This window comes from Marinobacter salicampi (genome assembly GCF_011074795.1).
Taxonomy (GTDB): domain Bacteria; phylum Pseudomonadota; class Gammaproteobacteria; order Pseudomonadales; family Oleiphilaceae; genus Marinobacter; species Marinobacter salicampi.
This window is the reverse complement of sequence record NZ_JAAMPF010000008.1, coordinates 184,455-209,084: the sequence shown is the minus strand read 5'-3', so window position 1 is coordinate 209,084 and position 24,630 is coordinate 184,455. Positions and strand designations below refer to the sequence as shown.

The window sequence follows — 24,630 nt, the reverse complement described above, 5'->3', positions numbered from 1 at the left end:
GATGAAAGTAACGACCCAGTGGGATGTGGTATGCAAGGTGGCGGATCTGGTACCGGACTCAGGTGTGGCCGTCTGGACCAGCAGCGGTCCGGTTGCGGTTTTCTACCTGCCGGAACGACTGCCGGCACTCTTTGCCATCGGCCACCAGGATCCGTTCAGCGGTGCCAATGTGCTGGCCCGCGGCATCACCGGTGACATCAAGGGCGAGCCGGTGGTCGCCTCACCCCTGTACAAGCAGCATTTCAGCCTGTTGAGTGGCCAGTGCCTGGAAGACGAGTCGGTCAGGGTGCCGGTATACCGGGTGCTGGTGGACGGGGACCAGATCCGTGTCGAGCAGCGGCTCGGCAGCCGCGATGAACTGGCAGCCTGATCATTTGACCGGCTTGCCGGGCCCAGGGGCCAGGTAAGCCGGGACGCGGGAGGCTAGCCTCCCAGGCCCGAATTTTTCTCCGAGATCTGGCTGTTCAGGGTCCAGAGATCATAAAGAATACCCAGCAGGAAGAGCCCGCCGGTGAGCAGATAGAGAATCCCTGTAATCCACTTACCCATATACATGCGGTGAATACCGAAAACCCCGAGGAAGGTCAGCAGGATCCAGCTGACGTTATAGCTGATGTTACCGCTCTTGAAGCGTATATCCGCGGCCCGGTCCATGGCCGGGATCAGGAACAGGTCAATGATCCAGCCAATGAACAGCAGCCCAAGGGTAAAAAACCAGATAGTGCCGGTAATGGGCTTGCCGTAATAGAAGCGATGGGCACCGAGGAACCCAAAAATCCACAAAAGGTAACCAATGGCCTTGCTGTGGGTATCCGAATGCGGCATTACAAATCCTCCCTGAGCGTTTGAGCAGTTTAAGGACCAACCTCCGGCGCCGGATCTGAGCCGTCGTCGCGGAACTCGCTGGCGGATTTTCCCGTCCACTTGCGAAAGGCCCGGCTGAAATTGGACAGGTCAGCATAACCCAGCTCGTAGGCGATTTCGCTGACAGAACGGTTAGTGTACCTCAGCAACTGGATGGCCCGGTCCTTGAGTACCGACTCAACCAGCTCGCGATAGCTGGTATTGCGCTCGGACAGCCGGCGCTTGAGGGTTCTTGAGGACACGTAAAAGCGCTCGGCCATAGCCTCCAGGGAGGGCAGAGGTCCGGGCATGACTTGAAGCATGTTACGGATGGCAAAGGTGATGTCACCCTGATCCTTCAGGGCTTTTTGCAGCTCCAGCTCACACTGCTGGCGCGCCATCTCGGAGGCTTCCGCATCGGCAAGGCGCATGCGGGCCCGAAGCAGCGCCAGGGGAAACATCATCATCTCGGTATCGCACCCATACTCAAAGGGCACCGGGAGCTGGCTGGCAAACTCCCGGTAATAGCCAGGTTCCGGCGCGGTTAGGCGCACGGCCATGCCGGGAAACTTGCCATTGACCAGCTCGCACCCTTCAGCCTCGGCACTGTCCCTGTCCACCAGCTGGTCCGCCAACATCATCAGGGTGGCACTCACGGTTTCCGCCAGGAACGGATCAAGACTGCGAGCGGAATATTCGGGTTTTAACTGCACCAGCACCGCATCTTCGGTTTCCCGCAGGGTGATGCTCAGGAAAGGAACGCGCAGCTGCAGGTAGCGCCTGACCGAGTCCAGTGCATCCGCCATGGTAGGGCTGGTGAGGGCCGCAAAACCAAGAGTGCCGTGAATGGTGACCCGTAATTCCCGGGCCAGCATGAAGCTCAGTCCCTGGTGGCCGGCCAGCGCTACCGCCCGGTCGGCCATTACCATCGCATCGGTAACCAGCACCCGGCTATCATCGGTACGCAGATCCTCGGGACCGATAGTCAGCCCCTGATACAGTACCCGCTCGTTGTGGCCGAGCTTCCTGACGGTGTCCGCCAGCACACGCATATAGGCGCCCGGAACCAGAAACAGGCCGGGCATCGGTCGGTCTTTGCCAGAGCTGCGGTTGGCCATTGGGTATCCTTATTATTGGCAGACAGTCAGGATGCTAGCATGGGCCGCAGCCTGGGACATTGAGGCCGGGGCCCAACCTTCCTTTGTCATTTGAGCCAATGCCCGAGGCCCTGTCCCAACCTCCACGACGGACGTCCCCTTCGCGCCTTCCGCACCGCACTTGCGCCGCGCACACTGAAGCCATGACATCAGGCAAAGCGCAGATGCGCAGAGGAGGACGTATGCAGACAAGACCGTCTGTCGACAAAGCGGTTGCCCGCAAGCCCGAGCAGGTTGCCATCAAGCCCCAGCGCATGGGCTTTGAGTTCGACGAAAAGGTGCCCAATTACTGGCTTGATGACAGCTATACCCTGAGCCATACCATGAATGCCCTGTCAGTGCTGTTTCCCCAGGGCGAACAGTTCTTCGTGGATTCGGTGCGATATTTCCGGGACTGCGTCACAGACCCCGCCAAAAAAGCTGAGGTTCGCGGGTTTATCGGCCAGGAAGCGATGCACTCCCTGGAACATGACGCCATGAACAGTCATGTGCGAGACCAGGGCATGCCCGTGGAAGAGCTGGAAAAACAGCTCAAGATGGTACTGGACCTGACCCGCAAGCTGCCTAAACGGCACCAGCTTGCGGTCACCTGTGGCCTTGAACACCTGACCGCAATGATGGCCGACATGCTGCTGGAGCGCAGCGATGTTCGGGAAGACATGCACGAAACCATGCGGCCCCTGTGGGTCTGGCACGCAATCGAGGAAACAGAGCACAAGGGCGTGGCTTTTGATGTATTCCAGGAATCCGGCGGCACCTACGCCGAACGGACTTTCTACCTGGCCTTCAGCACAGCCATACTCGGGGTGGTAGCCAGCTATTTCACCGGCCGCATGATGCTCAGTGACCGCAGGAACTTCTCGCTCAGGGACGGGGCTCGCGGGCTTTGGCGTATGTGGGGCAAAAACGGCACCTTCTCGAGCCTGATTCCCACCTGGCTGAACTATTTCCGGCCCGGTTTCCACCCGTGGCAGCACGACAACAGCGAACTGATAGCCCGGTTCAAGGCCGAGATCGAGCAGTACATCGCCCCGCAATACCAGAAAGGCAGCACCCGCACCCTGCAGTAAGTCCCGTCCCTGCCGGGCCGCCCGCAGCCGCGGGATGGCCCGGCTGCGCCAATGCCCCGATTGCCCTTCTTTAGTCCTAATGGAGTTGAAAATCCTGCCATCGCCATCAAGGTATGCTCTAGTGGATTCACAACAATTGCTTATTGGAGGAGTCGAGCGTGCGCAAGGATGGCCCACAGAAGAAGAATCGGAACGACGACAGGGAATCTGAAAGCGATCAGCGCCAACGCCAGCACGGGCAACGCTCCCCCGGATTCGAGCCCGGGGGTCCGGCTGCACGCCCTGAACCTCCCCAGTGGAGCCGGATGTTCCAGTTGCTCCTGGTGGGGTTCATTATATTCTATGCCATCCAGATCGTGTCTGATTCCGGTGTTGAGCAACTGACGTTCACCGAGTTCAAGCAAAGGGTGACTGCCGGGGAGGTGGCCGAGGTGACCATCGAGGGGCACCAGGTCCGGGGACGATTCGCTACCGGTGACGGCGAGGAAGTTGACCCCCAGACCGCTACCCACTTCCGCAGCCACATTCCCGAAGTGGGCGACAGCGAGATCCTGGAGCTGCTGGAGCAGAACAATGTCACCATTGACGCGGAAGAGTCCGGGCAGGACTGGCTCAGCCGCCTGTTGATCAGCTTCCTCCCCTGGCTACTTATTCTTGGTCTGTTCTTCTATTTCTGGTCCCGCATGCAGAAACAGATGGGGGGACAACAGACCGGCGGCCTGTTTAATGTGGGCAAATCCAAGGCCAAGCGCTATCGGGAAGATGAACCCAAAAAGACCTTTGAGGACATAGCTGGCGCCGAGAACGCCAAGAAGGACCTCACCGAAATCGTCGACTACCTGAAAAACCCGGCCTATTACCAGCGCCTAGGCGCCAAGCTGCCCCGGGGCGTCCTGATGGTGGGCCCCCCCGGTACCGGTAAAACACTCATGGCGAGGGCGGTGGCCGGAGAGGCCGGCGTACCGTTCTTTTCCATCTCCGGCTCCGAGTTCATCGAGATGTTCGTGGGGGTGGGTGCTTCCAGGGTAAGGGACATGTTTGAGGAGGCCCGCAGGGAGTCCCCTGCCATTATTTTTATCGACGAACTGGACGCCATCGGCCGTTCCCGTGGCGCCGGGGTTGGAGGCGGCCACGACGAAAGGGAGCAGACCCTGAACCAGATCCTGTCTGAAATGGACGGCTTCTCGCCCCACGAAACTGTGGTGGTCATTGCCGCCACCAACCGTCCCGACGTTCTGGACCCGGCGTTGCTGCGGCCCGGGCGCTTCGACCGCAAGGTCACACTGGACCGGCCCCATCGCAAGGCCCGGGAAATGATTCTGGGCATACACACACGGGCCATGCCATTGGCGGATGACGTGTCCCTGGAAGCACTGGCGCGCCGCACCGTCGGGTTTTCCGGCGCTGACCTGGAAAACCTGGCCAACGAAGCTGCCCTGTTTGCGGGGCGTGAGGACTGCAAAACCGTGGCCATGCATCATTTCAATATGGCCCGGGACAAGGTGCTGATGGGTGCCGAGCGAGAGCAGACCCTGAGCGAGGAAGAACGCAAAGTCATCGCCTACCACGAGTCCGGCCATGCCCTTGCCGCCTTGTTGTTCCCCAAGGCTGATCCTCTGGAGAAAGTAACTATAATCCCCAGAGGCCGCGCCCTGGGCGCTACGGAACAGGCGCCGGATGAGGACCGGTACAACATGACCGCAAGCTACGCCCGTGACCGTATAGCCGTCATGCTCGGCGGTCGGGTATCCGAGCGGATCATTTTCGATGAGGTCAGCAGTGGTGCCGAAAACGATATAGAGCAGGCCACCAAACTCGCCCGTCGGATGGTGTCCCGTTGGGGTATGAGCGACGCGATCGGGCCAGTATCCGTCAGCGCCAGTCAGGAGGAAGTCTTCCTGGGCCATGAGATTTCCCGGGAACGGGATTTCAGCGAAGCCACCGCTGAAAAAATAGACGACGAAGTGCGTAAGCTGATCATGGGTATCGAACGTGAGGTGGAGAAACGCCTGAAAGAAAATCGCAAGCGCCTCGACAAACTGGCGGATGCCCTGCTTGAGGACGAAACCCTCGAGGCGAAACGCATCAGTTCCCTTCTGGACCTTGATAACGGAAAGAGCGACGAAAGCTCAGAGAGCAAAGGCGGTAAGGGTAAAGAGAAAGGAAAAAGCAGGGACGGAAACACGGACCAGAAGAAGGACAAGGGGAACGACGACGGGGAGAAAGGCAAAGGCGATTCAGACCGGAAAGAACAGGCCTGAGCCGGAAACCGGCCCACCGGGCGATACCCGCCGGTGGGCCTTTCGATCTTCAGCCCTCTTCCCGCTTCCAGGCCTCATCGAGCAGCTTTCGCACCTCATCGTCACTGGTCTGACCAAAATCCCGGTACCACTTGCCAATGGCCATGAAGGGCTCAGGCGTAGCCAGACAGGCAATGTGGTCCACCTTTTTGCCCAGCCGGTCCAGAGTTTCCTGAGGGGCTACCGTCACCGCCAGCACCACTTCTCCGGGATTCTGTTTTCGCACCGCATCAATGGCCGCCTCCATAGTGGCACCGGTGGCAACGCCGTCGTCGACGAGGATGACACAGCGGCCTTCGATTTTCGGCGCCGACCTGTCTCCCCGATAGGTGGTCTCCCGGCGCTTCAGCTCCTTGCCCTCTTTCTCTGCGACTTTCTCGATATCGGCGTCCGACACCCCATGGGAACTGATTACGTCGTCGTTCAGCACCTTCACGCCGCCACTGGCAATGGCACCCATCGCCAGCTCTTCCCAGGCCGGCAGCCCCAGCTTGCGCACAAGCATCAGGTCCAGACCTGCATCAAGGGATTTTGCTATCTCTGCAGCCACTGGTACCCCGCCCCGCGGCAGGGCAAGAACCAGGACGTCATCACGTTCCCTGTAATTACTGAGTTCTTCCGCCAGTGCCTGGCCGGCAACCGTGCGGTTTTTTATCGGGACATCCATAGTCAGGCTCCTTGCGTAGTTATCTTTGAGTAGATGTATTCCAGCTACCTGAATAATATCTGCGGCCACAGACTGGCTTATCAACCGCCCCGGCCGATTTCGCATGGTTGCAATCAGGCGGTCGTGGCATAAAGTATTAGGGTAACTTCTGAAGGATTCCCTGCAGGGGGATCCCATCGAACATAACGTCTGGGAGAGGAAAATGGCTGGCGCAAGTGAAAGCTATCATGAACCTGGAGAACTGCTATCGGCAAAGACCAAGGACATGCATCGGGCCCTGGTGTCGGTTCAGGAAGAACTTGAGGCCGTTGACTGGTATCAGCAGCGGGCAGACGCCACCAGTGACCAGGAACTGAAAGGCCTTCTCCTCCACAACATGCGGGAAGAGGTCGAGCATGCCTGCATGGTGCTTGAATGGCTGCGCCGCAACAGCCCGGACTTTGCAGAACAGATGGACATCTATCTGTACACAGACAAGCCCATCCTCGAGGCCGAAGAAGACGACGGTGACGTCGGCGGCGGTGGCTCAGGCAGCCGGAACCGGTCCCTGAACAAATTCACCATTGGCGATATGAAGGGCAAGAAATAATCATGACTTATCTCAATCGGGAACAAGCCTCGTTTTCCAGTGATATCTGGGACAGAATCGACAGTGCCGCCGTGGGCGCCGCCAGCGATATTCTTACTGGCCGCCGCTTCCTCGATGTCGAAGGGCCCTACGGCGTAGGGCTGACCTCCATCGAAGTGGGTGAAGAGGGCTATTGCCGTCAGCCGAAACCTGACGAAGCCGGCGCCGTGCTCAGCCGGGCTATTGCCATTCCCATGCTGCGCAAGAACTTTGGCCTGAGTGTGCGCCGGATCGACGGCTTCGAATCCATGGGCCAGCCCCTGGATCTGCGCGCTGTCGAGGATGCCGCGGAGGCTGTGGCGCGCCGCGAGGAAGAGTTTATCTACTACGGCCAGCCTGACTTCGGCCTGGAAGGCCTGCTGACCGCCAAGGGCCGCAACCAGGTCGAGTGCGCTGACTGGAGCAAGATCGAGCAGGCCCTGGAGGACGTGCTCAATTCGGTGAACCAACTCGACGACAACGGCTTTCACGGACCTTACGCCCTGGCTCTGTCGACCAAGTGGTATAACCTGCTTTTCCGGCGCTACGAAGGCACCGACATGCTGCAGCTAGAGCACCTCAAACGGCTGTGTGAGCTGGGTGTGTTCAAAGCAGATATCGAGGGCGCCGTGCTGGTGGACGCCAGAGTCGGCCGTATCATCGTCGGCCAGGATCTGATGACCGGCTACTCAACCAACGATGGCATCCATCACCAGATGTTTGCCAGCGAGAGCCTGGTGCTCATGGTGGAGGAGCCAGGCGCCATCTGTACTCTCAGCAGGAAGGTATAGGCACCTCATGGTCAGCAGCAGGGACGTAGAGCGAGCGCGCAGTGGCGGCCGGGAGGTCCTGGATGACCTGAACTCCATCAGCCGGGCCAGGGAAGGGGCGAGGGATCCGGCACTCGGTTCGCTGCTGGGGGACATAGGCCGACGCAGGGCCAGACAGAGCGCCAGGCTGCAGGCCTGGCTGAGCCGGCACGAGGAAGCCCTGCCCGAAGCCGGTAAAGGAATACCTGGCGGTCATGACTCCGCCAGGGCTGGGGCAGTATCTGATGAAAGGCCAGCGACGGCGGAGAAGGGCGTCACCGTGACCGAGTGCCGGGAAGTCGCACCCGGGCTGATCATATTCCGCGTGCCACGCCCCCTGGATTTCAGCTTCCGGCCCGGCCAATCAGTCAAGGTAGGTGTAGAGGGAGTCAAACGCAGTTTTTCCATTGTCTCCGCGCCTCATGAGCCGACGCTCGAATTCTTCGTGGAGCTAGTGCCCGGTGGCCAGATGTCCGAGCGCCTGCGCACCCTGGCCCCCGGCCACACAATCATCCTCGGTAACCCGAAAGGGAGCTTTCTGCTGGATAGCCGCTACCGTGAACATCTTATGGTGGCTACTGTGACCGGCATCAATCCCTTTGTTAGCATGATCCGGGATGCTCTTCACCAGGGTCGTGGTGACCACCGGTTTCACCTGCTTCATGGTGCCAGCTATCAGAATGAGTTCGGCTATCGGGAAGAGCTGCAAGGTATTGCCGCCAGCCACCCGGAGATCCTCGACTATGTGCCGACGGTCAGCCGGCCAGAAGAGCCCGCAAACTCGGGATGGACAGCGAGTCAGGGTCGGGTGGATGCCATAATAGAGGACTATGTTGCCCGGAAAGGCCTGGATGCCAGCTCGACTATGCTTTATATCTGTGGCCACTCGGGAATGATTGGGTCGGTGGAGCAGCAGTTCCGGCCCCGGGGATTCCAAATAGAAACCGAAGACTACGATTGATTCCGCAGGTAGCTCAGGCCGAAGCAAGCATCTCACTGCCTGAGGAAGACGCGACCACCCTGTTCCTCCCCGCACTCTTGCCTTCGTAAAGGCGACGGTCTGCTATCTGGTAAAGCTCATTAAGCTTTTCAGCATCGGCGGGCCAGAATGCAATTCCGAAGGTTGCCGTCAGCTCCACCGCAATTCCTTCATAGTGAGCCGGGGTGTCTGCAATACGCTGACGCAGCTCGTTGACAAGGCCCTCAGCGTCCCTCGGCGCAACCTCTCGCACAATAAGACCGAACTCCTCGCCACCGAGACGTCCGACGAAATCGGTGTTACGCAGCCGTTCCGTCAGGCACCGGCCGATGTGGCGCAATACCTCATCTCCCGCAACGTGCCCCAGGCTGTCATTGACCCGCTTGAAATGGTCGATGTCCATCAGCACCAGAGCAAATTGCCGGCGATTGCGCTGGGACTCTCTCAGAACACGCTCGAGGGAGGCATGAAAGCTGCTGCGGTTGGCCATACCGGTCAGGGCATCGGTTTCGGCCAGGGTGACCAGCCGTGCCTGGGCGTCGGCGCGACGGCTTTCATAGACATGCATGAACATCAGGATCAGGATCGCGCAGAACATGGGGTTTAGCAGGTCGATCATGACCCCGGCGTTGGTCAGCGCGTTGAGTTGCAGGTAGAAGAAAACACCTCCGGCCAGCATGAAAGGGAATGCCAGGAAGAACCCGGCAACCCGGCCCAGCAGGAGATAGGACAGGATCGGCATGATAAACACCCAGACAAAGGCAGTACTTGAAGCCTCGGGCATGGTAATGATGTAGAGGAAAAAACTGAACGCACAGACCAGATAGCCGTAGATCCAGGCGTGCAGACGCGAGGTCTTCATGACCCGGGTGGCACCAAAAAGCAGCAAAACGCTCGCCCCCAGCTCCAGAAGCGCCAGCACGGGATTGTTATTGAATACCTGGAAAACGGCGAAAATTGCCAGCGTAATGCCTGTGGCGACAAAAATAAGCCGCATGATGCCACGCCGGTGAGCATCCCGGAGCCCGGATTTACTGTAGGGGACGCCAACGCTCTCATCACCCTTTAATGGTGATTTCATAAGACAAGGACTCCTAGTCTCCGAAAATTATAGAGTCTGGGAGCCCAGGACGCTAGCGACGCGATCGCGGCAATGACGTCAGCCCTTGCTGCAACAGCCAGCACGGCCGGCTGAAGCCTGACCTGCTACAGGTAGAGGTTTTTGCGGGAGAACCTTTCCACCAGAGGCTGATAGGCTGAACCCAGGACCCGGTTGATGACGTCGATGCCCCAGGCGTCTGGACCGACCAGGATCCGGGACTCATCCTTCAGAATGCCCTTGACGATGGTGCGGGCGGCTTTTTCCGGAGTTGTGACGGCGATCTTGTCGAAGCCTTTGCGCTGGGCTTCAGCGTTCTCGGATTTGCCCATACGGGCCGAGTTGGCAATGTTGGTCCGGATGCCGCCGGGATGGACACAGCTCACCGCCACCGGCTGCTTCTCGAGTTTCATTTCCTGACGCAGGGCTTCGGTGAAACCCCTCACCGCAAACTTGGCCGCATTGTAGGCGCTCTGCTTGGGCACACCGATCAGTCCGAAGACGCTTGAAATATTAACAAGGTGACCATCGCCGGAGGCAATCAGGTGGGGCAGGAAGGCCCGGCTGCCGTGGGTGACACCCCAGAAGTCGATATCCATGACCCACTTGAAGTCTTCATCTGTCATTTCTCGAACGGACGCTGACAGAGCAACACCGGCGTTATTGATGACCATGTTGACCACGCCAAAGTCTTTCGCCACCTGGTCGGCGTGGGCATAGATGCCATCACGATCTGACACATCCAGCCGGTAGGTCCTGATTTCCGAGGCATCGCACAATTCAGCGGTTTCCCTGAGCCCGGTTTCGTTGACGTCCGAGAGAGCCAGCCGGCAGCCACGGGCCGCTAACTCTTTTGCCAGGGCCCGGCCGATGCCTGAGCCCGCGCCGGTAATGACAACCACTTTATTGTTGAGCTTTTTCATTAATTCTGACCTCTGAGTCGAAACGTTAGTCGAGCTTTTTCCGGCCCCTCGCACCGGGTCTATTAAAGCAGACACTTTAAGGTCCTGATACTTTAACAGGCCACCGGCGCCGGCAAATGGCAGGAGAACGCCAGACCCGCGGCGCTGCAGCCAGCCCCGGACCCGGATGCTGCTGGCGTGCCACACCGCAAAACAGGGCACCATAGCCGGCCTTTACCGAAGCTGGTATTCTCCGGTCCACCCTCTAAGCCGGCCTCTTGCCCACCCCTGACTGGAAAACCCGACATGGAATGGACCATAACGCATTTCTGGCTCGTGCTCGCTCTGGCGCTGGGTCTGGCCGAACTCACCTCCGGCGTCCTTGTGCTACTGGCTCTTGGTCTTTCGGCAGCGCTCACCGCCGTCCTTGCCGCCCTGGGGTTTTCCTTCAGCGGCCAGCTGGTGGGTATGGGCCTGTTTTCCGGGCTGCTTGTGCCCGTGGCGGTCTGGGTCATCCGTCCCCGGTTTTCACCCAGGGGGGTGGCCTACGGTACAACCGGGACCGGGGTAGAACAGGGCCGAAGCTACCATAGCACCAAGCGGGATTTTGACGGGGCCACCGGACTCAAGATCAATGGCGACTTCTATCGCCTGCGGGTTAAACCCGGCGGCGAGACCGAACTGCCGGAGCATACGGAAGTCATTTTTGACCGGTTCGACGGCACTACCGCCGTCGTCCACCTTTCACCCCACAAGGATCAGTAAACATGGAATCACTGCTTTCACCAGGCTTGGTACTCAGTCTGATATTCGTTGTTATAGGAATCCTGATCATTGCCAAAGGACTTGTTATCATCCGCCAGTCCGAAGTCATGGTTATTGAGCGCCTCGGCTCGTTCAACCGGGTTCTGGAAAGCGGCGTTAACATCATCGTGCCTTTCATCGAGCGCCCCCGGGCCATCACCATGATCCGCTATATGAAACTCGGCAATGAGTACCAGGCGGTCACCACCGATGAGAATCGCATTGACCGCCGGGAGACGGTCATGGACTTCCCCGGCCAGCCAGTGGTAACCACCGACAACGTCACCGTGACCATCAACGGCGCTCTGTACTACCAGATCATTGACCCACGCCGGGCGGTCTACGAGGTGGCAAACATGAGCCAGGCGGTTGAGGTCCTTGCCAAGACCACACTGCGCTCCGTCGTCGGCAAGATGGAGCTGGACAAGCTGTTCGAATCCCGTGCCGAGGTAAACAGCGCGATCCAGGCGGAAATGGAAGAAGCTGCCTCCAAATGGGGCGTCAAGCTGACCCGGGTGGAAGTCCAGGACATCAACATGCCGGAAGAAGTGGAAGAAGCCATGCGCCTACAGATGGCGGCTGAGCGCAAACGCCGCGCCACAGTGACTGAAGCCGAAGGCGAAAAGACGGCCGCCATCGCCATGGCCCAGGGCCAGCGCGAGTCCGCCATCCTCAACGCCCAGGGCGATAAGGAATCGGCCATCCTGCGTGCCCAGGGCGAGCAGGAGTCCATCCGGCTGGTGCTCAATGCCATCGGCGACAGTGAAGAGAACAAGCGCACTGTTGTCGGCTATCTTCTGGGCCAGAGCTATATCAAGGTCCTGCCGAATATGGCGAAGGACGGCGAGCGGGTCTTCGTGCCTTACGAATCCTCAGCCCTGCTCGGGTCGATGGGGATGTTCAGGGAAATGGCCGGCAGCCCGGAAGACGTGGTTCGCCAGTCCCTCAAGACAGACACTCTGCGTGGTGGCCTGGTCGGCGGCGCCGGCGGCGCCTGACCGGGGCAGCTCCTATTCCAGCAGATGATCCAGGGGGCGCTGGTAACTGGGGGCGAACACCGTCAGGAAATACATCACCTCTGGCAGGGCCTCGTCCTGGAGCCGGCTGTAGATCTGCGCTGCCGCCGGCTCAAATTCCTTGTTACCGGCCAGAATCTCGGCCTGGCATTTCAGCCAGGCTGACAGCCTGTCCGCGGCCTTGATGATCTCCCGCACCTCATCGGACCACCGGGACTCCTGAACGTAAGGCGCAAAGTCTTCCCGCAAGTCCTCCGGCAGCAATGCCAGCAATTCTTCCTCTGCCCGATGTTCAATGGCACCAAACGCCTCCCGCATGACCTTTGAGTGGTACTTGACGGGCGTTGGCATATCGCCGGTTATGACCTCGGTGGCGTCATGGTATAGCGCGGCCGTCGCGATATGGTCCGGGTCTACGCTGCCATCAAAGTAGCGGTTTCGTATCAGCGCGAGGACATGGGCCAGGGTGGCCACTTCCCAGGAATGGGTGGCGACGTTCTCTTCAATGGCGTTACGCATCAGGCCCCAGCGGCGTATCCAGCGCAAGCGGGCAATGTATGCGAAAAAATGACTGACGGGGGCGGGCATGGGCCTTGGATTTCCTCAATTAATAAGATTGTGACATGTAACTTCAAAGCACAGTCTTAGAGTGCTACGCTCAATACATGAACGGCCATTCAATTATACATCCGGAGCGACTCTCCCAGGTGATGACATGAAGCTTGTGATCATGCTGACGGCCCTGATCACCGCCTTGGCGATCTGCAGCAACGCTAATGCCCAGACCCAGGTTGTCGTAGGCGCCTACAACTTCCCGCCGATTGCCGTGGTTCAGGACAGCGGTCAGGTGGAGGGTCTGCTCGCGGAGTTACTGACGGAACTGAATGAGCGGCAGGGGAACTATACCTTTGTCGCCTTTGCCACGTCACCCAAGCGCCGCCACCGGGATTTCGCCGACGCCCGCTACGATGTCATCTTTTTCGAAAGCGATGAATGGAACTGGGACTCAGTGCCCCACCAGGTCACCAGGCCCATACTGAAAGATGAAGAAGTCTATATCGCCCTGGACAAGCCGGATCGTGGTCAGGATTTTTTTGACGACATCCGCTCCCGGCGCATCGTGGCCATGCTTGGCTACCATTATGGCTTCACCGACGGCGTGACCGATGAAGCCGAGCTGCGTGAACGGTTTGACATCGAACTTTCCCACAGCCACCACAGGAATATCGAACTGATCCTGGCGGACCGGCCCTCGGTGGCCGAAGTGGCGGTAGTCAGTCGCTCCTACCTCTCCCTGTACTTTCGCAACAACCCCGACCAGCGGGATGAGTTTCTTGTTTCCCACGAGGTGGATCAGAGTTACCTGCTCCATGCCATTGCGCGGCCGGACAGCCCGGTCAGCGCGGAGTCTCTGGAAGACCTGATCGACCGCCTGATGGAAGACGGCGTTTACCAGGCCCTGGTGCGATCCCATGGCCTGCAGCTTCCCTAGTGTCCCTGACCCAAGAACGGCCGCCTAGCGCACATCCAGCTCGAAAGGAATGCTCACCAGGGATCTCTCATCGGTCGCCTCACCCTGCAGAGTCGGGTCACGTAAGTAAATCTGCTCCGATGAGACCCCGTGATTTTCCCGAAGCTCACGCTGGATTAGCTGGCCACGCTCGCCAGCAAGCTCCCGCAGTTCACTCTCCGGCAGACTCTGGTCTGAAACCAGGGCTGAAATCAACGTCAGTCGCCAGGCTTCCGGTTCACCGCTGTGTTCGCTCCTCAGGCTATCAAGGTCACGGTCGGAGTCGCTGTTCCGGTAGGCCTGCTCCAGTTGCTCGATCTGGCTGTCCATCGGCGCCTGGGCCACACCCAAGTCCTCCAGCAGCCGCTGCCCAAGCAGGGCGGTACGGTCAAGCTCCGGCGCCGCCGCACCCCTTACATCCAGACTGAGCTGGGGCCGCTCTTTGAGCGCATCCGCCACGACTTTCAGTTTGCGGCCCTCTTCCGGTGCCAGTTCGGCTAGCCCGGGCCGGAATTTGATGGCACCCAGCTCCGACCCGGAAAAACCTGCCAGGTCGACCACCGACCCCAGTACGCTGAACGGCGACGTGGCCGCCTTGACCACGATATTGACGAAGGTGTTCATGATCACCTGGTCAAGCTGGAAGTCCGGGTCCCCAAGGCTGCCTTCAATAGGCAGGTTGATTTCGATCTGACCGGAAGAATCCCGCAGCAACGTAAGGCCCAGCTTGACCGGAGCATCGGTGGCCTGGTCGCTGTCGACAGCCCGGCCCAGCTCCAGCCGGTCCAGAATGATTTCATTGGTCGCCGACAGGTCCGAGCCGGTAATGGTGTAGTCCATGTCCAGTGCCAGCTTGCCACCATCGACGGCGTAGCCCAGGTAGCGGGCAAAATAGGGGCTCAGGACCGGCAGACCCAGCTGTTCGAGCGTCAGCTTCAGGGTCGTGGTCTCGTCGCTGCCCAGCGTACCCAGGGTGCCTTCCATGGTCAGGTCACCGGCTTCTGCCACCTTGCCGGTCAGATTCAGCCTGCCCTGCTGGGGCCTAATGTTACTGATGCCTGAAACCGACCCGTTAAGCGCGTAAAGTCGGGTTGCAAAGGCCGGATTGAAGGACTGGTCCTGATACCGGACGGTGCCATCTTCCAGGGCAAATTCGCCAATCCGGAAAATGAACCGGGAATCGTCTTCTACGGCGTCTTCATCGGAACCGGAATCTGAGGATTCGCCGTTATCCTCCCCATCCACCGTAATACGGCTCAGGTTAAGTTCGCCTGAGCCTGATCGCTGCACCAGGATATCCGGGTTGACCAGTGTGATGGTGCCGATTTCAAGCCGGGCCGGGTCAAGATTGTATTCGATGGGTGACAGTCTCAGGGTATCCCAGCTCAGTAGCTGCCCATCCCCATCCACAATGCTGGCGTCAAGCCCGGTCACCTCGCCCCGACCGCTGAATGTCCCTGTCATGGGCTCGGTCTGGTCATCCAGATCGAGATCCCCCGCCAGGGTCAGGCGTCCGTTGTTGATATCCAGCGCAACACTGCCCCGCAGGTAAGGATCAAAGGGCGCCATGGCTAGCTCCTCAACGGCCAGACCCGCCTGAATAGTAAATGGTGTAAGGGTCGCCTGGCCCCGGGCATTCAGGCTGCCACCACTGGCCACGTTTGCCTCTATTGAATAATCCAGGGTTTCAGCGAGCCTCTGGCTCAGGTCTTTCAGGCTCAGGTTGATGTCAGTCAGGGTGATGTCGGCTGGCTGGCCTGGCTGGTCATCCTGCCACTGGACCTGGCTGTCACGAACCTGAAGGGTACCCACCGACCATCGGAAGGGCTGGTCGCCGCTGTCCTGACTGTCTTCACCAGCGTCGTCCCCGTCATCGGAGCCGGATTCACCCTCGCTCAACGGCCGGACGAAGTTAATGGTGCCTTCGGCGTCGCGGCTAACCCGCACCCGGGCTTCGGAAAAATCCACTACGCCAACGCCCAGCTCCCGGGCCTGCAGATCGTATCCGATCTGATCGATGTCGAGACTGGCCAACTGGAGGGCGGGCGGGTCCTCTTCGTCGGAGGTCGCCAGAACGAGGTCGCGAATCTGCAGGATGCCGTCCCGCGTGGTCAGACGGACACTGTCTGCAACCGAGATCACATAATCCGTGCGCAAGGTGGCGCGGCCACCCCTAAGATCGTAGGGCAGGTTCTGGCCTGCGAAGTGGGCTATGGTCTGGTAATCGACATCGCTGATCTGGATCCTGCCTTCGGAGGTAAAGGGCGCAATGGTCATGGTGCCCTCCCAGGTCAGACTCTGCTCACCGGCCACAGCGTCCAGGGTATAGCCGCTGTCACTGTCACTGTCACGGGAAAACGTTGAAAGGTCCTGGAGGGTGAGGTCAACGGACTCGACCTGGAAGCGGGCCTCCTCCCCCTGGCTGAAATCCCGCAGTAGAATGCTGCCCTCAGTAATGACAATACGACCGAAATAGAGATCCTGCGACTCACTGTCATCGGGTCCACTGGCGCCACCGGCGTCCTGCTGGCCATCAGCCGAGCGATCCTCGGCCTCGGTGTCGTTATGGTCGCGCCAGTCCCTGGTAAAGTTCAGACCGTAGTCTTCGAGCAGGTCAATCCGTACAAAGGGTTCATTCATCTCAATGACATCGAGGGCAATGACACCACGGAACAGCTGCCAAAAGCCCAGGTTGAGGTGGAGCTGGTCGAAATGCAGAACCGGCTCGCCGTCGTCATCCTCGGCGTCCAGCTCCTCGACCGACAGGCTCATGGCGAAGGGATTGGTCTGGACTTCACCCACAGAAGCCGTCCAGCCCATGTGCTGCTCAAGCCGATCCGGGAGGGCACGTTGCAACCACCAGGGTAGGGCGATGAAACCAAGCAGGGCGTAAAGAACCAGTAACGCCAGCAACCAGAAGGACACCCTTTTGTACCATGGTTTCCCTGTCTGTGGTTCTGCCACGCTGAGCTCCTTGTCCGGAAGGGTGTTTGGGTCCGCTCCGCTCTCGGGTTAATGAATTGGAGTTCATCAAGGATAGCTGTCCGGACCCTGGTTTGTCATGGCGACTTGCACGCCCTGCCCCGGATACCGTTTACTGCCTTGAACCCGTATGATTGAAACGCTCATCAGGCGAGGTGCAGCGAGGCTGAACCTGCCATCGCCATTGATCGTATACCAGGCTCGACCGATTTGGGGGCAGGCTAATGGATATCAGCGATATGCGGCGGGATTTCGAGAGCGACGGGCTGGACCGGAGCGCTCTGGAGGCCAACCCGGTAAAACAGTTCGAAGTCTGGTTCGAGGACGCCCGCAAAGCCGGCATTCTCGAACCTAACGCCATGTCCCTGGCGACCACAGGCAATGACGGCGTGCCAGACCTGCGCACAGTTCTTTTGAAGTACTTTGATAACCAGGGTTTTGTATTTTTCACCAACTACGGCAGCCGCAAAGCCGCCGAGCTGGACCAGAATCCGAACGCGGCCTTACTGTTTCCCTGGCTCGGACTGAACCGGCAGGTCATCCTGCAGGGGGCCGTTGAGAAGGTATCAAAATCGGAGTCCCTGAAATACTTTGCCAGCCGTCCCCGTGGCAGCCAGATTGGCGCCTGGGTGTCTACCCAGAGCCAGGTTATAACCTCAAGGGGGTTGCTCGAACAGAAGGTGGCCGAAATCAAACGCAAGTTTGGCGATGGTGACGTGCCTTTACCCTCGTTCTGGGGCGGCTATCGGGTCATTCCTCATCGTATCGAGTTCTGGCAGGGCCGGCCCAGCCGTCTCCACGACCGGTTCGAATATCTCAGGCAAGGTGATGACTGGCTCATTCAACGACTCCAACCCTGACGCCACCTCGATCTGGCTCAGCAGGTTACCCGAGAAGCCGGACATCGACCGCCTGACCTGCTGCCTCAGCATACCCGAGCGTGAGCGCATGGCCAGGCTGGGCCCTGCCCGGCAGATCGAATACAGCCACAGCCGGTGGCTGATCCGCCAGGCCCTGGCCCACGCCAGTGGCCTGGACCCGGAACTCTGTTGCCCGGAAGAGGGTCGCCCGGTCCGCTCCAGCTCGCCCCCCGGTTGGGCTCTGTCGTTGAGCCACAGTCACGGGGTTGCAGCCTGTGCTGTCAGCCGCGGTGCTTCCGTGGGCGTTGATATCGAACCCGGGAGCCGCACGGCCCAGTGGCAGCGAGTGGTAAAGCGCTGGTTCACCCCCTCGGAGCAGGCCTGGCTGCTGGCTTGCGATAACAATGCCAGCTTTTTGCGCGTCTGGACCCTGAAGGAGGCCTGGTTGAAAGCGACGGGGCGGGGCATTGCAGGCCATCTTCAGACCCTGGTTGTGAGCCATGAAGGCCAGCTGACCGGTGACCGGCCCGGCTGGCAGGGCTGTGTTGGCGAAACCGCTGGAGTGACTGTTGCGGTTGTGTCCGGCTCGCATTGCCGGCCCCCAGCCCCGGACGTTCATGAGCCGGATCTGCTCTGGCTGGAAGCTCCCTGTTCCGACAGGCCAGCGGCAGCTCCCCAGGTGGAGGCACCGGACTGGTGGACCTGTGCGCGCATCAAGGAGACCATGACTGATGACCAGTCCCATCCGTAACACCATGAGTCAGCGCTGCGGCTGGTGTGGAAACGATCCACTTTATGTGGATTACCACGACAGGGTCTGGGGGCGGCCCGAGTATGATGATCAGGCCCTGTTTGAAAAGCTCTGCCTCGATGGCCAGCAGGCTGGCCTGAGCTGGATCACGATTCTGCGTAAACAGGGCAGTTATAAGGCCGCCTTCGACCAGTTCGATGCCGAGAAGATTGCCCGCTATGACCAGGACCGGATTAACGCTCTGATGCTAAACAGGGGCATCATCCGGAACCGTCTGAAAATCGAGTCCATCATCCGCAATGCCCGAAGCTTCCTGCAGTTCCGGGAGCAGGGTGAGTCGTTCAGCCAGTTTCTCTGGGACTTTGTCGATGGCCATCCCCGGCAGAACGCTCCCCGGAGCCTGGCGGATGTACCCGCCGTGACGCCCGAGTCAGAAGCCATGTCGAAAGCCCTCAAGCAGCGGGGATTCAATTTCGTCGGGCCGACCATTGTCTATGCCTTCATGCAGGCGACCGGGATGGTCAACGACCACCTGGTCAACTGCCCGGCCAGAGAGCCCTGCCGACTGCTGGCGAGCCAGAACCGTCGCTGAAGGCAGCTCACTGATCAACGAACTGAGCTGATCCTGTCTCCGCCCTTCGTCGTATTGGTTCCTACAGACGACATGCTGGAGCCAAACCATGAGAATTACCCTGACCGAGCTGCAAGCAATGGCCGACCCAGCGATTGACCTGTTGGAGATCGTATCCATTGAGGGCCAGCAGTATATGGCCTGCCTCCATATTTCAGACAAGCGCTACATATTATCCGATGACCATGGAAAGACACTGCTGAGCCCGGGCAGCTGGGCACTCCAGGATCTTCTGGCCGGTTTTTCCATCAAGGCTGCCGAGATGGTTCATCCATCGGCCTATAACGAAATGGTAGGCATGCCGTCGGGACCGGTCGAACCCATGAGGGTCCCGATCCAGAAGGCAAAACCGTGATTGCAGTGGCGCGGCTGGCCATCGCCATTGGCCTGGCCGGCCTGCTGCCCTTCCTCCTTGGCGCAGCGGCGCTGTTTGTCTGGCCGGAGAGCGGGTTGGCCCTGGTCAGTTACTTCTACCTTTACAGTGCCGGCATCCTTGCCTTCATGGCCGGGGTATACTGGCCGATCGCGCTGCAGTTGGAGAATCGGTGTTATCCCCTGTCGCCGCTTTCGACCATGCTCATCAGCCAGGTCTTTTTCCTGACTGCCGGCATAACGCTGCTCCTGCCTCTTGCAGCGCAGATGATCATCTACCCGGTTGCCTTCCTGGGGCTGTATGTGGTCGACACACGCTGGATGACCATCTACTGGCCGCGCTGGTACCGCAACCTCAGGCTGGTGCTGACCAGCGTGGCGGTTGTCACGCAGGTGAGCGTTGCCACCTGGCTGGTCATGCTTTGACTCAGTAGGCCGAGGCACGCTTCGGGAGCGAAAAAAGGACCCTTTGGGTCCTTTTTCGGTACACCTGATGAGTTAGATACCAACCAGGTCGCCGAGCCCTGCGAACTTGTCCCTCAGCTTGGCCAACGCGGTTTTTTCGATCTGCCGTACGCGCTCCCGGCTGATGCCCATGTCCTCTGAGATCACCTGCAGGGTCTCAGGCTCCGGCCGGTCAAGACCGTAACGCCGTGACAATACGGTCTGCTCACGGTCGGTCAAAAGATCCAGTACGTTGTCCAGTACCCGCCGGCGGTCTCTGGGCAGCAGGGACTGCTCGGGGGCTTCGGCGTCGCCCAGTGTCAGGGCGTCCCCGAGCACAAGGGTGCCGTCATCATTGGAAGGCGCTTCTGTGGAGACTTCGGCGCCGGCAAAGGTCATCAGTTCATTGACCCGGCCCGGGGTGCACTCCAGTTCATGGGCAAGCTCGCTCTGGCGGGGTGTGCGCCCCAGTTGGCGGTTCAGCCTCATGGTGGTGTTCTGGAGGGCTCTAAGCTCATCAACAATATGGTCTGGCGTTCGCACCACCCGCCGGCCACGCTTGAGGCAGCGCTTGACTTCTTCGCTGATCCACCAGTAGGCGTAGGTGGAAAAACGAAAGCCCTTGCCCGGATCGAAACGTTCGACTGCCTTGATGAGACCTACGTTGCCATCCTGGATCAGGTCTGACATGGCGAGACCCCGGTTGCCATGGCGACGGGCTATGTGCACCGCCAGTCGCAGGTTGCTCTGAATCAGTCGCTCGCGGCTGGCCCGGATCAGTCTCAGGGCCCGTTTTGCCCGAAGAGTGCTCAGCTGGCTTTCGTTCAGGGTGCCAACCACATCCCGTATCGTGCGGGGTACCTCCTGGCCCAGGCCCTGATCGGCCGCGATAATGTCGAGACACCACACCAGTCGCCGACTCAGCATGCGTTCGCTCTGCTCCGTCAACAAGCTGTGCTGTGACGCATCGCGAAAGTAATGACCCACAAGCGTGCCAAGGTCGCCACTGGGCCCATAGACAGGTGTTGCTGTCCTTTCTTGGAGATCATTCATGACGTTATTCCGCCTTCCCAGAGTTTCCAGAGAATACGCAGAAAACGGTCTGGCGGATCGCCTGTAAACTCGCATTCGCGACAGCCGGGAACAGGCCCAAGGAATTGCTAGCAATCAGGCGTGGAAAGGGACCGGATACGCCTGGCATTAATGCCAGGCGTCCGATCAGGAGGCAAGACAACCACCATTACCCCCGCCGAAGCGACCGGTTCCGGCCGGGAGTCATTCCCGCGATCAGCAAAGATCAGCCTGGCCTAGGCTGCGACGATCGCGTACCCGTGATTATGGGGCTCAATCAGAGTCTGGTGCAGTTTCGCAATGGCCTTGCGATAGTGGGACTCCTCAATCACGAACTGCATATCCACCTGGCGCAGGCATTGATGGATGGCGAGAATGCTGATGTCCTCATCCGCCAGTGATTGCACCGTTTTGGCCAGAATGCCCGGCACCTGCATGTCGCTACCGATCGCAGACACCAGCGCAACCTTACGGGTACTCACCTCGCCATTGGGGAACTCTTCTTCCAGCGCCTTCACAACCCTTTTCACATGCTTGAGCGTACTGTCCACATAATGGGTGATGGTGTTGGCGTTAGTGTCCTTGGTGACGAACCGGACCTTGAAACGGGTCAGCACATCCAGAATCCGGCGATCATAGCCAGGCTCGCCCTGCATGTCCTGGTCGAACACCTCAATGGCAAACACACCTTTATGACCCGCGATAATTTCCACCTGAGGCTTTTCGCTGACATAGTCACGGGTGATGAGGGTGCCGGTGTGTTCCGGCTCAAACGTATTTTTCACTCGTAGCGGAATATCGCTCTGACGCAGGCCCTTGGCGGCGCGGGGATGAATCGCCTCCATCCCCAGGTTGGCAAGCTGATCGGCGACGTCATAGTTGGTACGTCCGAGCGGCACCACCTTGTCTTCGCCGACAATGTTCGGATCGGCCGAGCTCAGGTGGTATTCCTTGTGGATCACCGCTTCGGCAGCGTTGGTGATAACGGCTATACGGCTGAACGTCATCTCGCTGTAGCCACGATCGAAGGTCCGCATGAGCCCTTCCTTGCACTGGGCGTAACCGGTGACAATGGGCATCTCACGGGTCAGGTCAATGGGATCAAACGCCTTCTTCAGCTTCTCATCCAGGGGCAGGAGCTCGTTGTCACGCCAGCCGGTCAGATCAACAAATCGCGCGTTGACGCCTTCGTGTTGCAATTTCAGGGAGGTGTTGAAGGCGCTATGGGCCTCGCCGATGCCGGCCAGCATTTCCCGGACAGTCAGCAGGTGCTCTTCGAGCTGGAACTGGCCATAGGAGCACAGACGCTGCAGATCAATCAGACAGCCGCGAACACCTTCGACCCGGTCCATAATGAACTGGTCGGCCTGCTGCCTCAGCATATGGTCATCGAACAGCTCCGCATTCAGGTCGGTGAGGAACTTGACCAGCTTGGTCAGGTCATCGCCCCAGGCCCAGTCTGATTCGGCATCGGCAAAGAGCGCATAGACCCCCGGTTCACCGGTCTTCTTGTGCTCCAGGAGCTCATCGGTAACGCCGCCATAGGCGGACACCACAAAAATGCGGTTGTAGAGTTCGTTTTTGTTGCGGTTGGCAAGAACGATGTTGTCGCGAACAGCCTCGTAATTCGACATCGAGGTGCCACCAATCTTTTCAACCGTATGTCGTTGGCTATCTTGCTGTGTTTTCTGTTCTTCAGTCATAAGCTTGTCTTCGGTCGCATGAATTTAGCGCCGGGAAAAAGCATTGAAGAGGCGCCCGTTGTGGGCTTCCCGGCTGGGCCACTACCTCTCCAGCAGGCAAATTCAGGATGCCTTGCTTAAATCTTCTTCCATGATTTCACTAACGCTTTCGGTCAGCAAGTCCAGCCCTTTATTGAGGTCAGCCTCACTGATGGTCAGTGGCATCAGGCATTTGACCACTTCATCGTCGGGGCCAGCGGTCTCAATGATCAGGCCTTTCTCGAACGCTCTGGTTGTGATCCGGTCCGCCAGCTCGCCGCTACTGCAGGCGATTCCCCGCATCATGCCTCGACCTTTCAGGGCGAATTCCATGGGGCCGAACTGATCGCAGATGCCCTGGAGACGCTTGGCCAGAATCTCGCTCTTGGCCTTGACCTCATTGGCAAACTTGTCGTCCGTCCAATAGGTTTCAATGGCGGCGCGGGCGGTAATGAAGGCCATGTTGTTGCCACGGAAGGTGCCGTTATGCTCACCAGGGTTCCAGATATCCAGCTCCGGTTTCAGCAGTACCAGGGCCATGGGCAGACCATAACCGCTCAATGATTTCGACACGGTGACAATATCCGGGACAATGCCGGCCGCCTCGAAACTGAAGAACTCGCCGGTGCGCCCATTACCAGCCTGAATATCGTCCAGTATCAGAAGAATGTCGTGCTTGCGGCACAACTTCTCAAGGTCCTTCAACCAGGTGACGCTGGCAGCGTTCAATCCGCCCTCACCCTGGACCGCTTCCACGATGACAGCCGCAGGCAGGTCGGTCCCTGAGGAATTGTCGCTCAGCAGCTTGTCCATCATCTTTACGGTATCGATGTCTTTGCCGTAGTAGCCACAGTAGGGCATGAACTCGACACTGCTCAGGGGAACACCGGCACCGCCACGATGATTCTTGTTACCGGTTGCGGCCACGGCTCCCAGGGAAACGCCATGGAAGCCATTGGTAAATGAGATGATACCGTCACGCCCTTTAACCTTGCGTGCCAGCTTGAGTGCCGCTTCCACACAGTTGGTGCCGGTCGGTCCGGTGAACTGCATCTTGTAGTCAAGACCCCGGGGTTTGAGAATATGGGCCTGGTAGCTCTTGATGAAGTCCTGTTTGGCCGTAGTCCACAGGTCGAGCCCCTGGCTTATGCCGTCGTTTTCGATGTACTCGATCAGTGCTTTCTTGAGAATGTCGTTGTTGTGACCGTAATTCAGTGAGCCGGCGCCGGCCAGGAAATCCAGGTATTCCTTACCGTCCTTACTATACAGGTGCGCGTTCTTGGCGCGGTTGAATATCATCGGGAAAGCCCGTGAATAGACGCGTACCTGGGATTCAACTGCTTTCAAAAGTTCCATTGTCCTGCCTCTTAGCATGTAAGGTTCGAGGTAACTGCGGGGAGATCGGGCCGGTGCGGTCGCGGCCCGGTCACCGCGCGTTTTAAAGCCGGGCGCAGGCGTTCCTCAAGAGCCTGCAGGCTGTGTGACTGCGCTCAGTAGCGGGTCATCAATGGCTACAGTGCACTAAGGCTTCGTGAAAGGACCGATTCGTAGAAGGAATTCCGAATCGTGTTGACCACCGAAGTGGGTCTCTTTCTCGAAGTGCTCGTGGTAGGTCACTTCCGCGCCCATATCCCGGGCAAAGGAACGGAACAGCGCCCACGAGGCTTCATTGTCTTCCGTAATAGTGGTTTCCATGTGAGTGACGTTTTTACAGGCATCACGGGCCACAATCTCTTTCAGCATTTTCTTGGCCAGACCCTGCCCACGACCTTTCTCGTGAACGGCGACCTGCCAGACAAATACGGTATCGGGCTGCATGGGGGGAATATAACCGGAAATAAAGCCGACCAGGTCGCCTTCTTTTTCCGCAGCCACGCCGGTTTCGGCAAAATGGCTGCATTGTAATAGATTGCAGTAGATCGAATTAGGGTCCAGGGGAGGACACTCTGCCACCAGCTGGTGGAGCCTGTAGCCATCATCCTTGTTCGGTTTGCGCAAAGCGATGGCCGTGGTTTCCGAACTTTTCTCTGTCATG

General features: G+C 59.0%; 25 protein-coding genes. 14 read left to right on the top strand and 11 right to left on the bottom strand.

The window, feature by feature from the left end; all coding sequences use genetic code 11:
• Position 1 precedes the first annotated feature (1 nt).
• The gene (gene nirD, locus G7W63_RS03635) at positions 2-370 is read left to right on the top strand and encodes a nitrite reductase small subunit NirD (RefSeq protein ID WP_166253253.1); all 369 of its coding nucleotides are present in this window, start codon (positions 2-4) and stop codon (positions 368-370) included.
• A gap of 53 nt (positions 371-423) precedes the next feature.
• On the opposite strand, the gene G7W63_RS03630 is transcribed toward nirD, so the two are convergent.
• The gene (locus G7W63_RS03630; protein ID WP_166253250.1) at positions 424-825 is read right to left on the bottom strand and encodes a TM2 domain-containing protein; all 402 of its coding nucleotides are present in this window, start codon (positions 823-825) and stop codon (positions 424-426) included.
• 29 nt (positions 826-854) lie between these two features.
• Positions 855-1,961: an AraC family transcriptional regulator gene (locus G7W63_RS03625; protein WP_166253247.1), complete on the bottom strand. Its 1,107-nt coding sequence runs from the start codon at positions 1,959-1,961 to the stop codon at positions 855-857.
• A gap of 221 nt (positions 1,962-2,182) precedes the next feature.
• Between G7W63_RS03625 and G7W63_RS03620 the strand changes: the two genes are divergently transcribed.
• Both G7W63_RS03620 and ftsH read left to right on the top strand, forming a co-directional pair.
• Positions 2,183-3,070, top strand: a complete 888-nt coding sequence (locus G7W63_RS03620) for a metal-dependent hydrolase (protein ID WP_207308872.1) — start codon at positions 2,183-2,185, stop codon at positions 3,068-3,070.
• 158 nt (positions 3,071-3,228) lie between these two features.
• Positions 3,229-5,331 (top strand): ATP-dependent zinc metalloprotease FtsH, encoded by a 2,103-nt coding sequence (ftsH, locus tag G7W63_RS03615; RefSeq protein WP_242634299.1) that lies wholly within the window; start codon positions 3,229-3,231, stop codon positions 5,329-5,331.
• Between the two features lie 49 nt (positions 5,332-5,380).
• On the opposite strand, the gene G7W63_RS03610 is transcribed toward ftsH, so the two are convergent.
• The gene (locus G7W63_RS03610) at positions 5,381-6,037 is read right to left on the bottom strand and encodes a phosphoribosyltransferase (RefSeq protein ID WP_166253241.1); all 657 of its coding nucleotides are present in this window, start codon (positions 6,035-6,037) and stop codon (positions 5,381-5,383) included.
• A gap of 202 nt (positions 6,038-6,239) precedes the next feature.
• Between G7W63_RS03610 and G7W63_RS03605 the strand changes: the two genes are divergently transcribed.
• From G7W63_RS03605 to G7W63_RS03595, 3 genes are read left to right on the top strand one after another with little or no spacing between them, the layout of a single operon-like run.
• A complete protein-coding gene (locus G7W63_RS03605) occupies positions 6,240-6,626 on the top strand; it encodes an encapsulin-associated ferritin-like protein (RefSeq protein WP_166253238.1) in 387 nt (128 codons plus the stop codon).
• Between the two features lie 2 nt (positions 6,627-6,628).
• Positions 6,629-7,435, top strand: coding sequence for a family 1 encapsulin nanocompartment shell protein (locus G7W63_RS03600; RefSeq protein WP_166253235.1), 807 nt, complete (start codon positions 6,629-6,631; stop codon positions 7,433-7,435).
• Positions 7,436-7,442: 7 nt separating this feature from the next.
• Positions 7,443-8,414, top strand: a complete 972-nt coding sequence (locus G7W63_RS03595) for an FAD-binding oxidoreductase (protein ID WP_166253232.1) — start codon at positions 7,443-7,445, stop codon at positions 8,412-8,414.
• A gap of 13 nt (positions 8,415-8,427) precedes the next feature.
• Here the strand turns inward: G7W63_RS03595 and G7W63_RS03590 are convergent, their stop codons facing one another.
• Both G7W63_RS03590 and G7W63_RS03585 read right to left on the bottom strand, forming a co-directional pair.
• A complete protein-coding gene (locus tag G7W63_RS03590) occupies positions 8,428-9,513 on the bottom strand; it encodes a GGDEF domain-containing protein (protein ID WP_166253229.1) in 1,086 nt (361 codons plus the stop codon).
• Positions 9,514-9,638: 125 nt separating this feature from the next.
• Positions 9,639-10,454, bottom strand: coding sequence for an SDR family NAD(P)-dependent oxidoreductase (locus G7W63_RS03585; RefSeq protein WP_166253227.1), 816 nt, complete (start codon positions 10,452-10,454; stop codon positions 9,639-9,641).
• A 285-nt stretch (positions 10,455-10,739) separates the two neighbouring features.
• Here G7W63_RS03585 and G7W63_RS03580 point away from each other — a divergent pair, with 285 nt between their 5' ends.
• Together G7W63_RS03580 and G7W63_RS03575 are read left to right on the top strand one after the other, a co-directional pair.
• Positions 10,740-11,198, top strand: coding sequence for a nodulation efficiency, NfeD-like protein (locus G7W63_RS03580; protein WP_166253224.1), 459 nt, complete (start codon positions 10,740-10,742; stop codon positions 11,196-11,198).
• Between the two features lie 2 nt (positions 11,199-11,200).
• Positions 11,201-12,235, top strand: coding sequence for an SPFH domain-containing protein (locus tag G7W63_RS03575; protein ID WP_166253221.1), 1,035 nt, complete (start codon positions 11,201-11,203; stop codon positions 12,233-12,235).
• Between the two features lie 12 nt (positions 12,236-12,247).
• Here the strand turns inward: G7W63_RS03575 and yfbR are convergent, their stop codons facing one another.
• Entirely contained in the window at positions 12,248-12,841 is a 594-nt protein-coding gene (gene yfbR, locus G7W63_RS03570) for a 5'-deoxynucleotidase (RefSeq protein ID WP_166253218.1), read from the bottom strand.
• A 127-nt stretch (positions 12,842-12,968) separates the two neighbouring features.
• On the opposite strand from yfbR, the gene G7W63_RS03565 reads away from it, so the two are divergent.
• On the top strand, positions 12,969-13,745 hold the full coding sequence (locus tag G7W63_RS03565; protein ID WP_242634298.1) for a substrate-binding periplasmic protein: 777 nt from the start codon (positions 12,969-12,971) through the stop codon (positions 13,743-13,745).
• 24 nt (positions 13,746-13,769) lie between these two features.
• On the opposite strand, the gene G7W63_RS03560 is transcribed toward G7W63_RS03565, so the two are convergent.
• Complete coding sequence (locus G7W63_RS03560) at positions 13,770-16,727, bottom strand: DUF748 domain-containing protein (RefSeq protein ID WP_166253215.1); 2,958 nt, start codon at positions 16,725-16,727, stop codon at positions 13,770-13,772.
• A gap of 242 nt (positions 16,728-16,969) precedes the next feature.
• On the opposite strand from G7W63_RS03560, the gene pdxH reads away from it, so the two are divergent.
• The 5 genes from pdxH (at position 16,970) to G7W63_RS03535 (ending at position 19,785) form a co-directional block, all read left to right on the top strand.
• Positions 16,970-17,605 carry a pyridoxamine 5'-phosphate oxidase gene (gene pdxH / locus G7W63_RS03555; protein ID WP_166253212.1) on the top strand — a complete coding sequence of 212 codons (636 nt, stop codon included), beginning with the start codon at positions 16,970-16,972 and terminating at the stop codon, positions 17,603-17,605.
• Entirely contained in the window at positions 17,574-18,356 is a 783-nt protein-coding gene (locus G7W63_RS03550; protein ID WP_242634297.1) for a 4'-phosphopantetheinyl transferase family protein, read from the top strand. The genes pdxH and G7W63_RS03550 overlap by 32 nt, the downstream gene beginning before the upstream one ends.
• The gene (locus tag G7W63_RS03545; RefSeq protein WP_242634296.1) at positions 18,337-18,948 is read left to right on the top strand and encodes a DNA-3-methyladenine glycosylase I; all 612 of its coding nucleotides are present in this window, start codon (positions 18,337-18,339) and stop codon (positions 18,946-18,948) included. Before G7W63_RS03550 ends, G7W63_RS03545 begins: the two co-directional genes overlap by 20 nt.
• 88 nt (positions 18,949-19,036) lie before the next feature.
• The gene (locus G7W63_RS03540) at positions 19,037-19,342 is read left to right on the top strand and encodes a DUF6482 family protein (protein WP_166253209.1); all 306 of its coding nucleotides are present in this window, start codon (positions 19,037-19,039) and stop codon (positions 19,340-19,342) included.
• Positions 19,339-19,785, top strand: coding sequence for a DUF3429 domain-containing protein (locus G7W63_RS03535; protein WP_166253206.1), 447 nt, complete (start codon positions 19,339-19,341; stop codon positions 19,783-19,785). The genes G7W63_RS03540 and G7W63_RS03535 overlap by 4 nt, the downstream gene beginning before the upstream one ends.
• 72 nt (positions 19,786-19,857) lie before the next feature.
• Here G7W63_RS03535 and G7W63_RS03530 read toward each other — a convergent pair whose 3' ends face one another.
• The 4 genes from G7W63_RS03530 to ectA form a co-directional block, all read right to left on the bottom strand.
• Complete coding sequence (locus G7W63_RS03530) at positions 19,858-20,856, bottom strand: sigma-70 family RNA polymerase sigma factor (protein ID WP_166253203.1); 999 nt, start codon at positions 20,854-20,856, stop codon at positions 19,858-19,860.
• A gap of 254 nt (positions 20,857-21,110) precedes the next feature.
• On the bottom strand, positions 21,111-22,577 hold the full coding sequence (locus G7W63_RS03525) for an aspartate kinase (protein ID WP_166253200.1): 1,467 nt from the start codon (positions 22,575-22,577) through the stop codon (positions 21,111-21,113).
• Between the two features lie 102 nt (positions 22,578-22,679).
• The gene (gene ectB / locus G7W63_RS03520; protein ID WP_166253197.1) at positions 22,680-23,951 is read right to left on the bottom strand and encodes a diaminobutyrate--2-oxoglutarate transaminase; all 1,272 of its coding nucleotides are present in this window, start codon (positions 23,949-23,951) and stop codon (positions 22,680-22,682) included.
• 165 nt (positions 23,952-24,116) lie between these two features.
• Positions 24,117-24,629 carry a diaminobutyrate acetyltransferase gene (ectA, locus tag G7W63_RS03515; protein ID WP_166253194.1) on the bottom strand — a complete coding sequence of 171 codons (513 nt, stop codon included), beginning with the start codon at positions 24,627-24,629 and terminating at the stop codon, positions 24,117-24,119.
• Position 24,630 lies beyond the last annotated feature (1 nt).